The following is a 14,800-nucleotide window of genomic DNA, read 5'->3' on the forward strand; positions in this document are numbered from 1 at the left end:
CATGGCGTACCGTCTGGTTAGCATCGTTTCGATGCGCTCGTCCGGAGTGAAATCGTCCAGACTCGCGCCGTTTTCCAGCCGGTCCCACCGATGTTGCAGGCTCCGGTAAACACCGTGCCGCATCGTGATGAAGTCCATCTCGCACTCACCGAGCGTGTACTGGACCCGGTAATCATCCGCCCACCGAATCCCCAACATCCGATTGAACTTCGAACTCGCCACCTCACGCACGTAATCCAACGCCGCCCGCGCCACACCCAACGCAACCCCGGGCATCTTGCGCATTAGCACGTCGGGCGCGGAAAGCGCACCCGACCGCGTCGGTGCGCCGAAGGCGAAAGTGTGTTCCTCCGGCACGAATACCTCGTCGATCTCGTAATCCGCGCTGCCGGTGCCTACCAAGCCCGTCGGGTACCAGTTGTCGATCAATCGAACCTCGCTCGGCCGGACCATCATGATCCGCCAATTCGGCTTACCGCTCGCGGTCAGATCCTGCTGCCCATCGGTATAGGTCACAGCACCGGCAGAAACCCAATCCGCATGCAAAATCCCGCTGCCGAAACCCCACCGGCCGGAAAGCCGATAACCACCCGGAACCCGATCCGCACGACCAGCGGGCGGGAGCATGCCTGCCACGGTCACGTCCAGTGAAGGGAACATCTCCCTGATGGACGCACCATCCAGGGCGTAGAGCCCGGTATCCATGCCGACCATGGCGCACCACGCCACCGAGGTGTCGCCGTAGGCGAGCGTCTCGATCACCTCCGTCTGTTCCATCGACGTCAGCTCGGGGCCGCCGAATTCCTTGGCAAACCCCATGCGGAACACGCCGGCACCGCGCAACAGTTCGACGATGTCCGGAGGCAGGGCCCGGTTTCGCTCGATCTCCGCGGAGCGTTCCCGCAATTCCGGAACTAACGCATTGGCAGCAGCCAGGATGGTCTCCGCTGTATTGGGCACCTCGGTCTGGCTGGCCTGTTGCTGCTCGGTGGTACTCATTTCCCACTCTCCCTTTCGCCTTCCGATCCGTGCTTCGTGCTGAGGAGCTCGACGGTTCCGGCATCACCGTCAACGCGCACGCGATCCCCGGTGCGGAGCACCCGGGTGCCGTTGCCCGTCCCGATGACGCACGGCACTCCGACCTCCCGGGCGACCACCGCGGCGTGGCTGAGCAACCCTCCGACATCCACGACGAGCGCGGACGACAGGAACAGCACCGAAGCCCAGCTCGGATCGGTGGTTCCGCACACCAGCACCTCATCGGACTCGACCTCGGTAAACGCCGGATCCTCCACGACCCGGATCACGCCCTCGACCACTCCGCCGCTGGCGCCGATGCCCCGGACCTCCACCCGGTTGGCATCGGTGGATTCCGCTACTTCCGCGACGGGCGCCGGGTTCCCCCGCCAGTGGTTCGGAAGCGTGATGCCCTCGAACTCCTTCCGCTGGGCGCGCCGCTCGGTAATCAACTGCGTCGGCGAGTCCGGCAACCCACCGGTGAGTTCATCGGCTGTGAGGTAGAAGACGTCCTCCGGGGCAGACAGCACGCCCCGGTCCGCGAGGTGGTGCCCCATTTGGCGCGCTGCTCCGCGCGCCACATCCAACGCCTGGAGGAACGCGGCTTTGGCGACGCCGCGCAGCGGTATCCGGGAAACGGCCGCCCGGAGCACGAGACGTGCACCGGGGCGTTGTAGCAACGGCAGCGAACCGATTAGCGCCCGTTCCGCCTCCTGCCGCGCTCGCCCGCGCTCGGCGGCGTTGGACGCGGGATCGGCGTTGTCATCCATGGTCGCGTACTGCTCTGCCAGCTTCCGGACCGGGCTTGGGTCCTCGCGCCAGACCTTGGCGGACACCTCACCCTCGTACGGCCCGTGATAGCCGTGTTCGAGCAGGAAGTTCTGCAGCGACAGCTCGCCACGTCCCAGCGACCACAGGTCGTGGATCAGCGCGGTTTCGGCATGCGATCCCTGGCCCGCGACCAAGGCGTTGGCCTGCGTTGGGTCCAGATTCGCCTGGTCGATCAGCGCCAACAGCCTGTCGTAGACGGACTGGACTGCGATGAACAGGCCTGCGGCCTGCACTCGGATCATCTCTTTGAAGCACGTCCGGGCCTCCACCAGCAGATTCCGCGCAGCCGAAAGTTCGAGCGCGTCGATCCCGACGACGCGATCACGCCACCACCTCTGGACGCCAGCGGTGCGCTTGAGCACGTCCCTGCGTACCGTGGCCTGCAGGTACGGCAGCTTGACCGCCACTGCGGGCAAGCGTCCGCGTTCGCGGGCCATCGGGATCCCGGCGGGCACTTCGCCGAGTAGCTGGCGCGCGATCGCGTCCGGTGCGCTTCCGGGCATATTGGCGCCCATCCGGCAGAGGAAGTTCACATTCAGCGCGCCCCGGCCGAGGAACACCGAAATCAGCCGGTCGTCAACAGATTCGGGAACCAGGACTTCGTGACGCGGCAACGCACCGGCCCGCGCGTAGCAGTCGCGGATACCCACTTCGACCGACGGGCCCCACAGGGACCATCCCAATGGCGTGACAACACCCGGAATCGCTTCTCCCACATTCGTCGTACTCCAGAAGGAATCCGGTCCGGATTGTGAGTTCAACGGGCCCGGAGGACTGGTAGCCGCGGTCATACGCTTTCAACTCCTCTCGCAAACGCGTTGCACGATCTAGTCGACGATCCCGAGCGCGAGCTCGAACTGCGGTGTGCCTCCGGTGAGATAGGCACCGGCCGACTGCGCGATCCGGTCCTGCGCCACCGTGTGCTGACGCATGGTTTCCAGGTCTCGGAGCCAGCGGTCCATCGGCGAGCTCGCATAGATCGAGGACGTCGCCATCAGGTCGTAGAGCCGGCGCACGATGGAACTTGCACACCGGAAGGCGTACCGTCTGGTTAGCATCGTTTCGATGCGCTCGTCCGGAGTGAAATCGTCCAGACTCGCGCCGTTTTCCAGCCGGTCCCACCGATGTTGCAGGCTCCGGTAAACACCGTGCCGCATCGTGATGAAGTCCATCTCGCACTCACCGAGCGTGTACTGGACCCGGTAATCATCCGCCCACCGAATCCCCAACATCCGATTGAACTTCGAACTCGCCACCTCACGCACGTAATCCAACGCCGCCCGCGCCACACCCAACGCAACCCCGGGCATCTTGCGCATTAGCACGTCGGGCGCGGAAAGCGCACCCGACCGCGTCGGTGCGCCGAAGGCGAAAGTGTGTTCCCCCGGCACGAATACGTCGTCGATCTCGTAATCCGCGCTGCCGGTGCCTACCAAGCCCGTCGGGTACCAGTTGTCGATCAATCGAACCTCGCTCGGCCGGACCATCATGATCCGCCAATTCGGCTTACCGCTCGCGGTCAGATCCTGCTGCCCATCGGTATAGGTCACAGCACCGGCAGAAACCCAATCCGCATGCAAAATCCCGCTGCCGAAACCCCACCGGCCGGAAAGCCGATAACCACCCGGAACCCGATCCGCACGACCAGCTGCGAACAGCATGCCCGCGGTAATCAGATCCGGAGACGGGAACATCTCCCGCACCGCCGATTCCGGCAGGTAGTCGGCGAACAGACCGGAATCCATGCCGACCATGGCGCACCAGCCCGCCGTCGGGTTGCCCCTCGCGAGCACCTCCACCACCTGCGTTTGCTCGACCGCCGTCAGAGCGGGCCCGCCGTACTGCTCACCGAAGCCCATACGGAACACGCCAGTGGCCCGCAACAACTCCACGATGTCGGTGGGGAGACTCCGGTTGTGATCTATCTCGTCCGCGCGTGCTTGCAATTCTGGAACGATCGCCTCGGCTGCCGCGAGGATCTCCGCTGCCGTGTTTGGCACTGCTCGTTCTTGCTGCACACCAACCGTGGTCATCAAACAACTTCCTTTCCCGGGAAGCGGTCCCGCTAGTGCTCCGCGATTCCCAATGCGAACGGGAACCGCGGCTGGCCGCCGATGAGGTGCGCTCCCGCGGTCTGCACGATCACGTCCTGGGCCATGACGTGCTGGCACATGGTGTTCAGGTCCCGGAGCCAACGGTCCATCGGTGAAGTCCGGTAGATGGACGTGGTCTGCAGCAGGTCGTAGAGCCGCCGGACGATGGACAGCGCGGTGCGGAACGCCTTCAGCGCCACCAACGTCGTTGATACCCGCTCATCGGTGGTGAAATCCTCAAAGGTCGCCCCGGCGGCCATCCGGTTCCACCGGTGTTCCACGGTCCCGTAGACCGCGTGCCGGACCGCGATGTAGTCCATCTCGCATTCGCCGAGGGTGAACTGAACACGATAGTCCTCCGACCACGGCTCGCCGCTCATTCGGTTGACCCGGGTCCGAGCCATGTCCCGGACGTAGTCAAGCGCGGCACGAGCGGCGCCGAGGGGAACACCGGGCATCTTCCGCATCAAGGTGTCCGGACCGGCCATCGGCCCCGACCTACTGCGCGCTGTCCCGAAGCTGAACGTGTGGTCCTCTGGCACGAACACGTCGTCGATCCGGTAATCCATGCTTCCGGTCCCGGCGAGCCCGGTGGTGTGCCAGGTGTCGATCAGCTCCACCTCGCTGGGGCGCACCAGCATGACCCGCCAGTTCGCCTTGCCTGCGGCGCTGACGTCCTGCACACCGTCGGTGTAGGTCAACGCGCCGGCCGAGATCCAGTCGGCGTGGGTGATCCCGCTGCCCAGATTCCAGCGACCGGAGAGTCGGTATCCGCCCGGCACGCGTTCGGCGCGGCCGGCCGGGCTGATCAAACCGCTGATGACCATGTCGGGCGACGGGAACATCTCCCGGACGGTCGATTCCGACAGATATGCGGAGTACAAACCGCTGTCGATGCCGACCATGCCGCACCAGCCCACCGCGGTGTCGGCGTATGCCAGCGCCTCGAGCACCCGAGTCTGCTCCATGGATGTCAGGTCGGGGCCGCCGAATTCCTTGGCGAACCCCATCCGAAACACGCCCGCGTTCCGGATTAACGCGACGACGTCGCCGGGGATCTGCCGATTCTGCTCGATCTCCGCCGACCGCGCCCGCAACTCGGGAATGAGCTCCTGGACAGCAGCGAGGATCTCCTCCGCCGTGTTCGGTACGACTTGTTCCTGTGGTGCATCAACCGTGGTCATGACAGGACGTCCTCCACTCGTGGTCGAACTATGAAAACGGGGCAAGTTCGGCGCGTTTACGCCGTGTACACCGACAGGTAATGCCCGCGGTAGGGCTGGAAGGGCAGCGCGAGGGTGAGGTAGCCGTTGCGCGGCTCCTGGACGTAATCGAGATAGGCGTTCGAAAGGTCGATCGCGTTGTCCGCGACGACCGGCGCTCCCGTCGTCAGCTTTGGTTCGAGTAGCTTGAGCACCGGCAGGTAGAACATGTACGCGCCGTCGAGCAGCACCATGTCCACGTCGCCTTCCCCGCCATCGCGCAGGGTCTCGCGAGCATCACCGACGCGGATCTCGACCAGATCGGCCAAACCCGCGGCTTCGACGTTCTCTCGCGCTCGCTCGGCCTTGGCCGGCTCCAGTTCGGTGCTGATCAACCTCCCGCCCCCACAGTCACTCAGCGCGCTGGCAAGGTAGATCGTGGAAATCCCGAACGAAGTGCCGAACTCCACGACCTGCCGTGGCCGGCGGGACCGAGCGCACAGGTAGAGGAACCGCCCCATGTCGGGTGAGACGTTGAGGAAGTAGTCCGCCTGTTCCTGGTAGAGCTTGCGAAAATCGCCGGCCTCCTCGGAGAGCATCTGCACCTCCGAGTAGGAGCCGTTCGCGAATCCGTCGTGCAGCGGCCGGTCCGCGGCTTCGGCCGCGACCAGCAACTGCGCGAGCACGTCGGCGACCGGTCCGGTCGTCAGCGAGTCCATGTGTTCTCCTCTAGGCGTTGCCGGCGGGATCGATCACAAACCGAGGTCATCCGGGGTCAGCGAGGCGTACCCGGCTCGTACCCGGTCCCATACAGACGCCCTGCTTTCTCCACCGCCCGAGACCGGAATCGAGGCCAGATAGGTGTCGACGGCATCCACGGCCCACGCCGAATGCCCCGTGGAGACGTTGTCGATGGTGCTGTGGATGTCTGTGAACCGGGTGCTGAAACCGTGCGCTTGCTGTGCCTTCTTGGTGCGCCGATACGTTCCACCCACACCGGAGAGCTCGATGGCGAGGTTGAGCCCTAACAGCTCGGGCATGAAGGTGCGCGGAAAGCGGCTGACGGACAGCCAGAACACGGGAAGTTCGAACGAGGTGTCCGCGAATCCCGGCCAGTAGGCGAACTCTCGCGAAGCGGTCGGCGGCGGCTGCACAGCCATCTCGGCGAGGAGCTCGCGGTAGATGACCGGATGGTTCAACCGTAGTTCGCTGTTGCCCAGTTCGTCCCAGTACGTTGCGAACAACGAGAACCCGACCTCGGAGCTGGCCAGCGTGTAGTCGGTGAAGCCCTGTAGCCACGCCCCGTCGATCAGTGTCATCGGCGAGAGCTGGATCGTGTCGTTGATGAGCTCTTCGCGCGATGGGATGTGGTCTTCGGCTTCCTCGAATTCACGGGCGTGCTGGTCGTGTTCGGCCAACAGCCAGGGGCGCAGCCCATCCACCGTCCACCTTTCCGGCAGCCGCACGTCCCCGCGCCGTACACCGCGGTGCGCGCGCTCCAGCCAGTCGGTGGCGTAATCTAGTGCGAACCGCCGCAGGGCCCGGGTGTCGTTCCGGCTCTGCAACAGGAAGTAGGCCTCCCGGATGTTCTCAGGGGGATGGCCTTCCTCGACTTCGCCGAATACACCTGCCAGGACCAGCGGCGACCGCCGGTACGGTTCGGGCTGCGGCACGGCCACGGTTGTGTCCTCTCCGGCCGGCAGCGAATCGATCCATCTGCGGATCACCTGGAGGTCACCGGGGCTGAAGACGCGGAACATCGGCCCGTCCTCGGCCACTAGGCCGTTCACCAGGGGACTGTCCGCCGAACTCCCGGGCCGCACCAGCGGGCTGTCTGCGAGCGCCCGCAGCAAAGGTTCGGGATCATCCCCGGCTTGCCGGAACCAGTCGGACAACGATCGATCCTCAAGGTAGAAATCATGGTGGTACACCGAGGCTTCCCGGCACCGTCGGCTCAGTAACTCCGCCATCTCGAAGGCCGGATCGCAGGCCTTCTCCAGCTCAGCGGAGAGCTGCGCACTCCACCCCTGTAACTCTTCGAGCGCCCAAGCGAATCCCAACCCGACGCGCCGACGCACCTCTCGGGACGAGCTGCCGAGCAGCGCCTCGACAGCGTCCAGGCACTGCTCGACGCTGGTGTATCCTCCGGATTCCCGGGGCGCCCCCGGATCGAGCACATCCCAATCGGCGACGGCCCCCAGCACCTCTCGTACCACCGCCAACGGCGGCAGCAGACCGACCGTGCGCAGGCACAGATCCGCACCCATGATCTCGGGAGTGAAGCTGCTCGGTTTCCTGCTCATTAGCAGCAACAAAGCCGGGAGTTCGAAGGCATCGTCAGCGATGCGTTCATCCGCGGGCAGCCGGCCGACCGGTGCCGCGTACTCGGACAAAAGCAACTTTCGCAACACGGTCAGGTACGCACTGCCGCGAGAAGCGCAGGGATGACCGGCACCAATGTCGGAGGCATACAGCGACAGGATGCGCATGGTGAGGTCGTCCTCGGAACGTCCCGGGCAACTCAGCCACTGCAGCCACGCACCGGACATCAGAGCGAGCGGGGCGCAGCTCAGCGCCGTCCGCCGTACCAGGACCTGCTGCATACCCTCTCCTCGCGTCCGTCGCAGCAAGGCGAGGTAGCGCAGCGATTCGGCGGTGGACCACTGGGCTGCTCGCTCCCGCCACTCCACTAAGGAAGGGGCGTCCTCCGGCTCGTCCGCCCTCTCGCGCAGTCTGCTCCGAATCTCATCGGCCAACGGTTCGTCGGGCAGTACGCACTCCGGGTCGACCGCCAGGGCGTAAACCGCTCGCGCATCGGCGGCCTGTGCGGGCCAAGTCACATCCGTGCCGTTCACGTGCAGCTGTGTCACTTTCGGCTCCATTCCTCGGGGACGAGCTGTTGCTCTTCCGGCGGAGTGGGGTTGTAGGAGGACGGCGCGAGAAACTGCCAGCGCAACACCGTGGCGTGATCGACCTGCACCACGCGGTCCACGTAGAAATCGATGGTCCGCTTGGCGCCCGGAGCCGCGCATCGCTGCCAGTCCACCTGCGCACGGCCGGTCAGGTGCAAGGTGTGCCCGCGGCTCCAATCCACGAATAGCAAGCCGCAGGCCGGATTGAGCTCCAGGTTGCCCAGGGTCATGTAGAACGAGTTACCAACGTAGTCCGGCCAGCTCAGCAACCGGTTTCCGGCCACTGTGACGAAACCGGGTGCGCCACCGCGGTGACTAGCGTCGGCGCCGTGCACCGGGGAATGGGTGGCGATGAAGAAGGTATCCGCGCCGATGATCCAGTCCTGCTGCTGCTCGGAGAGCTCGGTGGTGACCAGACCTCGGGTGGGCCGCCGCTCGGGTGCCGCATCAGTCACCAACTGACGCTGCTGGATGTATTTCGGACAATTCCGCAGCACCTGCTCGGTGACCAGGACCAAGCCGTCGCGGTCCCGGCGAGCCCGTCCGTTGGCTCGGATCCTTCTGCTGTGCAACGGATCGATCGCGATCGTTCCGCAATCCCGTTCAGTGTCGAACGCCTCTCGCAGTGGATCCCCCACCACGGGCAAACCGTCGGTGGCGATGGTGCTGTCACCGCGGGTGCGCACGAATTCCGCTTCTCCGGTCACGATTCCCGCCCAGACGGCGCCTTCGGCGTCCGGTGCGCCAATCACCAGCATCCGCTGACGCTGGAGGAACTCGGCAAATCCGGACGTGATCTTCGGGCCGAATGCAGGAGCAGGGCGTCCCCCACCGACCCGGTGTTTGACCGACTGCTCGCCCTCGTGTGTGACGGGCCTTGGCATAAGATGTCCTTTGGTCGAGTCGAGGCTCTCCGGTGCTTGCAGGTTCCGGTCACGCGGCATTCAGTCGCGGACACCGCGTACTGAATGCCGCGCACCCGATCAATGGTTTTGCTCGGCCTTATCCTTGATCCGCGCCAGCGTGGTCTTCATCGCGCCGCGGAGCTGTTCCTTGCGCTGGCCCAGCTGGACCGAACGCTGGTCCTCGTCCATTCCCTCCAGCATCGCGCGGTAGAACGGGCTGACCGTGCGCATCACGTGCCGCTGGGTCAGCACGCAGCCGGCTCCGTTCTCCTCGACCTCGAACGACCAAGTCATGTCGCCGACCTTGCTGCCGGACATCCACTCGGCGCCGCCGTCCGGGCCGCCAGCGCGGAAGCTCAGCACCGAGAAGCCGAAGCGGTGTGGCCGCTTCGCCTCGATGACCTTGGATTCGCTGGTCCACTCGGCCCCACCGTCACGGTTGTAGCCGTGGAAGTGAGAGCCCACCTCACCGGCGGTTCCACTGACCCAGGCACCGCCGACGCACTCCGGTGACCACTCGCCCATACGAGCGATGTCACTGATCATGGAGTAAACCGTCTCGGCAGCAGAATCGATAGCGATCGACTCGGCCAGTTCCCAGTTCGCTGCGAAAACGTCCTGCGTGTTACTCACTGATATATCCTCTCAAGAAGGCACACTTCGGCCGGTAGTGGAATGGAGGTATCGAGATTTGGTCTCGGCAAACAGGAACCGAGTCAGAGCATTTCCAGTGCGACGCCGGGGCGTCCGTTGAACTTGCTGGCAACATCCATCGTGAATTTTCGCAGCATCGACTCGGCTTCCGCTGCGGTCGTGCCCAAATGCTCGAGATAGGTGCGGTGCGCCAGCAACGACTGCAGGCCCGCATCGAACCAGTCACCGGTGCCAACCGCGTGGGTGGGCACTGGAGAGCCAAGCAGCGCCATGTAGCGCACTCCCGACCATGGCTCCTCGGCCAAATCCCGGAACACCCAGCGGTTCGCGGCGTCCCTGACCGCATCGATGCCCGCCTGCCCCACCACCCGGTGGTCGGCCATGTTGAGCATCCCGTTCCCGCTCATCTCCCGCTGATTCCCGATGAGAACCATATCGGGCTGGTGGAGGCGGATCGCACGCGCAATATCGCGCCGGAGCGACAAGCCATACTCGATCATACCGTCCGGGTTGTCCAGGAATTCAACCGTGGAAACCCCGACCGCAGCGGCTGCGTCGATCTGTTCTGCAACCCGTAGATCAATGCAGTCCTCGGGCGCCATGCCTGACAAGCCCGCCTCACCTTTGCTGGCAATCAGGTAGACGACTTCTTTGCCCTGAGCGGTCCAACGGGCGATCGGGGCGGCTCCCGGATATTCCACATCATCCGGGTGGGCAACAATGACAAGGCATTTCTTCCAGTCCTCAGGAAACTCGATAAGTTCCATGGCTTATTTATAGCACTCCCTTGAGTGAGAACCAAGGTTTCGATGTCTGAAATGGCAAAATGCGGCACACTGTTTCAATCGCGTTTCATCGCATTGCCGCGTCTTTTCAGTTCCTTGCCCAAGCGTTCCCACGCCCGGGCATAGCTGTCCGCGAGATCAGCGATCACACCGACGCAATGCATGGGGGTTACGTCCACGAGCTGGTCCCAGTAATCCGGCTCGATCGAATGAGCCGCGACCAGACGTAACAGCGTACGGCCGTGCTGCGTGAGGTTCAGCGACGGATCGGACATCAGCCGATGCACCGCGGTGGTCCGCACTTGCACCGTGTTGTGTCTCCGGTTCGGCTGCCCAGCCTGTTGGACAGCCGCGGAAACCTGCGCACCCGATGAATCCCGTTCGGCACCGCCGGCCCGGATCTGCTTCCGGACCGAATGGGCTGTGCTGATCGAAATCCCGGCTTCCTGGGCGATTTCTCGAAGCGGTGCCTCCGGACGTCTGTGCAGGATCTCCCGAGCACGTCTGCGCCGTTCGGCAGGATCGGTCGGTCGGGCCCGACCGTCCTGGCCAACCCGGGCATTCAGGTGTGCAGATTCGTCAGTCGAACGGCGGCGAATCGCGCCGACCGTGTTGGGCGACACTCCGGCCACTTGCGCGATCGCCCGGTCCGACCACCACGGGCAGGCGCAGGCGATCCGGGCCGCCGCCGCCTTGCGGTCGCGCAAGGACAACGGTAGCCCGTGCGTGACATTGGCTTGGACGCCCAGGACGAAGATCTCGATCTCGGTGCCCTCGATCAGTTTGGCCCTGATCGTCGTCGCACCGCGCAGTACAGCGGCACGTACCCGGTGGAATCCGTCGATGACCCGCATGGTTCCGCGATGCACCAGGATGGGCGGAAGATCGCCGTCGATCCCGGCCAGGGTCTGCACGTGGTTGGGATTTTCACCATCAAGTCTGGGCGAATCGGCCAACGCGAGCGAACTGATCGGTACTTCGCAAACGTCGTTACTGGACATCTCTTCTGCCGTCGGCCCCACCGATCCACCGGAGGGAATATGCCCTGGGACACGGGCCGCCGCAACAGGAATGTTCTCCACCAAGAGCTCCCGGCTTTTCTTTGCACGATCCACAGCAGGGATCAATTCCCAACGCGCCAAGCGCGGGTTGCCGATCATTCGTCAAGGAGATCAGGTTGCTCGGCAGTTATCTCGTTGTACAGGACGTGGAAGCTGAACGAAGCTAGCTGTGAATCCCCGAACCCGTCCTTTGCCGACATCGCCTGCTTGTGGCTCATTGCGCGGGGTTTTCCCGCTCCAGCCGCCAACAACTGCACTCGGGCGCACCCGTCGAAGGTGAAGAAGCGATGCATGGCTTCCTCGATCGAACCGCCCACCGTGATCAAGCCGTGGTAGCGCAGCAGGATCGCGCGCTTGTCCCCGAGTTTGCGCGCGATGTCCTCGCCCTGCCTGATGCTGATCGACGGACCTTCGTACTCCTCGTATAGAACCTGGTCCTGATAGAACGCGGCCGACTCCTGATCGAGCGGTTCCAACAACTTCCCGAGGGCGGCGAGGGCACGTGAATGCTCAGTATGCGCATGGGCCGCTGCGGTGGCGTCCGCGCGCAGTTCATGGATCTTGGAATGGATCACGAAGGCACTCGGATTGATTGGGTGGTCACCGTGGACGACTTTTCCGTTGGAATCTACGCATACCAGGTCCCCCACCGTCACCTGGTTGAAAGAGACGCCGAACGGGTTGGCCCAGAAATGATCTGTGCACTCCGGGTCGCGCACCGATATGTGCCCCGAAATACCTTCGTCGAACTCATATTTGCCGAAGAGTCGCAAGGCAGCCGCCAGCCGACGCTTGCGATAGCGTCGCTCCTCCTCCGGCGAGGCAAATGCGGGGCGATCCGGAATGGGCAGTCCGGTGTGCGTGTCGGCGAGATAGCTGTCCGATCGATGCTTCGCGGTGGTCATGACATATCCCTTCTGCGTCGGACTCATACGGTTTGCAACGCCGAATCCCCGCGCACCATCGAGACGTCGGAGAGGAGGGCGCAGGCAATGTCCTGGGCGCGATCGACAAGTGACGGGATTCCGAAGGTGAAGAACAAGCTGCCTGCTGCGAGGTCGCCGAGCGCGTACAATCTCGGATCCGGTTTGCCGCCCAAGGTCAGGCGGCTGGTTTCGCGTTCGACGTGCAGCCCGCCACGCGGATGGCGCTCGGCCAACTGGGCAGCCACGAGTGAGGCGATCAGCGATTCGGCTTTGGGGGAGATCTTGTTCGTCGCGGGGTTGATACCGTTGATCATGACATCCGATTCGTGCTGTCCACCGGCGGTGGTCACCACGAAGCCGTTGCCTTCCCGCGGGTCAATGGATTCGATGCCGGAAAGGATCTCGAGCTGTCCGCGATCGATCAGGGCGAGCAAGGTGGCGGCGCTGCTCGGTGACATCGGGCAACACAGGCTCATGATTTCGCGATAGTGCGATCCGAGCAGCTCGTCCTTTTCCGCCGCAGGCAACAACGGCCATACGTCCGGCCCGGTCTCGGGCACTGCGCGTTGGACGATGCGCAGCGCCTTGCTGTCCGAGTCGACCTCGGCAAGATTGCGCCGCAACCGCTCAGCCGGGCTCTCTGCGGCCATCGCGACCAGCTCCGCGCTGATCTGCGTGAGGTCCTCGCCGACCTCGCGGAGTTCGTCCTGCATTATCCTAATCAGGCTCTGCACTGTTAGGGTTCCACCGCGGGCGGCAACGGTGCGGAACCGTTCCGCGGTGAAATGGTGCAGCTCATGTGCAAGCGGACGCTGTCGGACACCGGGCAAGATCCCGCTGCGGGACAGTAGCCTGATCCGCGCCCGATGTCCTCCGGCCGCCAACGCCAACACCACGTCGACGCCGGTGAGCCCGCAACCCAGCACATCCACGTCGGCGTCAGCATCGACCACGTCGAGGTTACAGGAAACCGGGTAAGGGTCGGGTAAGTATCCGGGCAGCCCGCGCAGCGCGTACGAGTCGGCGGGCCGGCCGCCCCCGACGCACAACACCGCCGAATCGACGGCGAGACGTCGTCCTCCTGCGGTTTTGAGCACCAGGCCGTGCGCGTCCGGCAGCACCGAATCCACGCGATCGCGCACCACATCGAGCTGCCAACCCTGCTCGAGCAGGGACAACAGCGCGGCGTGGGCAGACTGTTCGAGGTACTCCCCGAAACGCGCCCTCGGCACGAATCGCATTCCGCAGAACGGATCCTGATCACTGTCGGCCGACTCAACCAGAAGATCACGAGCGGCCAGCCACCGTTGGAAGTGCTCGGGATCGCCGAACCTCACCGACATTTCATCCGGCGGCGCATTGACACGTAACGCATCGACATCGCACTCAAAAGGACGCCCCCGCCATAGCTCGTCGCCAGGCTCGAAGATCGTGATGCTGCCCGATACCCCGTCCGACTGAGCCAGCGCGTCTAGGAGACACACCGCCGACGCACCACCGCCGATTACACCGACGTCCAAGTGCCCCCTCATGATTTCACACCAATTTCAGGTTGTTCTTGATTTCGAATCACGACGCAGTCCTTCCCGTTGTGATCGAGAGAAAATGAGCAGTAGAACTAACGGACTAGCGACCGCATATTCGCCTGCGGATACACATTATCGCCCTGGGTGATCCCAGAAGCACCAGGGGTGCACGCCCTCTGTCTCAAGCAACAATACGTGAATTCACTAAAGGGCTTCACCCCACGCCAGCACCGCCGACAGTCAAAATTCGTTACACAAAACAGCGAAAGACGTCCCCGCGAAGGGGTTGTCAATGTTCGTGGCCCCCAGTTAATGATCATTCAAACTCTTTCTCGACACGCTAAGCAATATTAGTTTGCCGAAACTGACGATGTCAACACGCCAATCCCTGACTACCCGGATGGAGTATACGCAGTTCCCGGTTGGCCACTTACGGGACGAAAACAAACAGTCGAAACGATCCGGAAGTCGTTGACAATAACGTGGATTTCGACTAATTAGTCGACGTGGCGATGTGCGAAAAATCACGTGTGTTACATGGTAGACGACACCTAATGCAGCTTTGTGAACTCGCTGGTGGTGGGTGTGATGATGGGGTGAGTGCCGCGGCGGGATCAGCGGGCCAAGGGCGAGTTGTATGTGCGCGGGTTTTTGCTGGATAGGCAGCGCAAGTCGATGCAGCTCATGGCCAAGCGTCTCGGGTGGATCATCAGGGGGTACAGCAGTTCGTGTCCTCGTCGACCTGAGATGACGGGGCGGTGCGGCGGCAGTTGGCCGGCTGAGCCGAGGGCTTTAAGAGCGTGTCTCATGTGGTGGGTTTTTTGTAGCAGGTGAGGGCGGCGGCGAGGGTGAGGAAGGCACTGAAGAGGTGGTCGTGTCGTTCGTAAC

12 protein-coding genes and 1 pseudogene are annotated in these 14,800 nt (G+C 63.7%); 1 reads left to right on the forward strand and 12 read right to left on the reverse strand.

Annotated features, from left to right (window positions below):
• The 12 genes from DFQ14_RS21310 to DFQ14_RS21365 all read right to left on the reverse strand — a co-directional run.
• Positions 1-999: acyl-CoA dehydrogenase family protein (locus tag DFQ14_RS21310; protein WP_114455128.1), on the reverse strand; the 999-nt coding region annotated here is incomplete at its 3' end.
• Positions 996-2,564, reverse strand: coding sequence for a PEP-utilizing enzyme (locus tag DFQ14_RS21315; protein WP_246195617.1), 1,569 nt, complete (start codon positions 2,562-2,564; stop codon positions 996-998). The genes DFQ14_RS21310 and DFQ14_RS21315, both read right to left, overlap by 4 nt.
• 111 nt (positions 2,565-2,675) lie before the next feature.
• On the reverse strand, positions 2,676-3,881 hold the full coding sequence (locus DFQ14_RS21320; protein WP_179951636.1) for an acyl-CoA dehydrogenase family protein: 1,206 nt from the start codon (positions 3,879-3,881) through the stop codon (positions 2,676-2,678).
• 32 nt (positions 3,882-3,913) lie between these two features.
• On the reverse strand, positions 3,914-5,125 hold the full coding sequence (locus DFQ14_RS21325) for an acyl-CoA dehydrogenase family protein (protein WP_114455130.1): 1,212 nt from the start codon (positions 5,123-5,125) through the stop codon (positions 3,914-3,916).
• Positions 5,126-5,181: 56 nt separating this feature from the next.
• Positions 5,182-5,862, reverse strand: coding sequence for an O-methyltransferase (locus tag DFQ14_RS21330; RefSeq protein WP_114455131.1), 681 nt, complete (start codon positions 5,860-5,862; stop codon positions 5,182-5,184).
• Between the two features lie 33 nt (positions 5,863-5,895).
• Positions 5,896-8,013 (reverse strand): iron-containing redox enzyme family protein, encoded by a 2,118-nt coding sequence (locus DFQ14_RS21335; RefSeq protein ID WP_246195616.1) that lies wholly within the window; start codon positions 8,011-8,013, stop codon positions 5,896-5,898.
• On the reverse strand, positions 8,010-8,939 hold the full coding sequence (locus tag DFQ14_RS21340) for a pyridoxamine 5'-phosphate oxidase family protein (protein WP_114455133.1): 930 nt from the start codon (positions 8,937-8,939) through the stop codon (positions 8,010-8,012). Before DFQ14_RS21340 ends, DFQ14_RS21335 begins: the two co-directional genes overlap by 4 nt.
• Before the next feature lie 99 nt (positions 8,940-9,038).
• Complete coding sequence (locus DFQ14_RS21345; protein WP_158546747.1) at positions 9,039-9,593, reverse strand: SRPBCC family protein; 555 nt, start codon at positions 9,591-9,593, stop codon at positions 9,039-9,041.
• A gap of 83 nt (positions 9,594-9,676) precedes the next feature.
• Positions 9,677-10,381 carry a PIG-L deacetylase family protein gene (locus tag DFQ14_RS21350; RefSeq protein WP_114455135.1) on the reverse strand — a complete coding sequence of 235 codons (705 nt, stop codon included), beginning with the start codon at positions 10,379-10,381 and terminating at the stop codon, positions 9,677-9,679.
• 74 nt (positions 10,382-10,455) lie between these two features.
• Positions 10,456-11,559 (reverse strand): ParB/RepB/Spo0J family partition protein, encoded by a 1,104-nt coding sequence (locus DFQ14_RS21355; protein WP_246195615.1) that lies wholly within the window; start codon positions 11,557-11,559, stop codon positions 10,456-10,458.
• Positions 11,556-12,365, reverse strand: a complete 810-nt coding sequence (locus DFQ14_RS21360) for a class II aldolase/adducin family protein (protein ID WP_114455137.1) — start codon at positions 12,363-12,365, stop codon at positions 11,556-11,558. The genes DFQ14_RS21355 and DFQ14_RS21360 overlap by 4 nt, the downstream gene beginning before the upstream one ends.
• 23 nt (positions 12,366-12,388) lie before the next feature.
• The gene (locus DFQ14_RS21365; protein WP_158546748.1) at positions 12,389-13,906 is read right to left on the reverse strand and encodes an FAD/NAD(P)-binding protein; all 1,518 of its coding nucleotides are present in this window, start codon (positions 13,904-13,906) and stop codon (positions 12,389-12,391) included.
• A gap of 606 nt (positions 13,907-14,512) precedes the next feature.
• On the opposite strand from DFQ14_RS21365, the pseudogene DFQ14_RS22690 reads away from it, so the two are divergent.
• Positions 14,513-14,655 (forward strand): annotated as a pseudogene (locus DFQ14_RS22690) (transposase); the annotation flags it as partial.
• Between the last annotated feature and the right edge of the window lie 145 nt (positions 14,656-14,800).

Source organism: Halopolyspora algeriensis (genome assembly GCF_003337235.1).
In the GTDB taxonomy this organism is placed as follows: domain Bacteria; phylum Actinomycetota; class Actinomycetes; order Mycobacteriales; family Pseudonocardiaceae; genus Haloactinomyces; species Haloactinomyces algeriensis.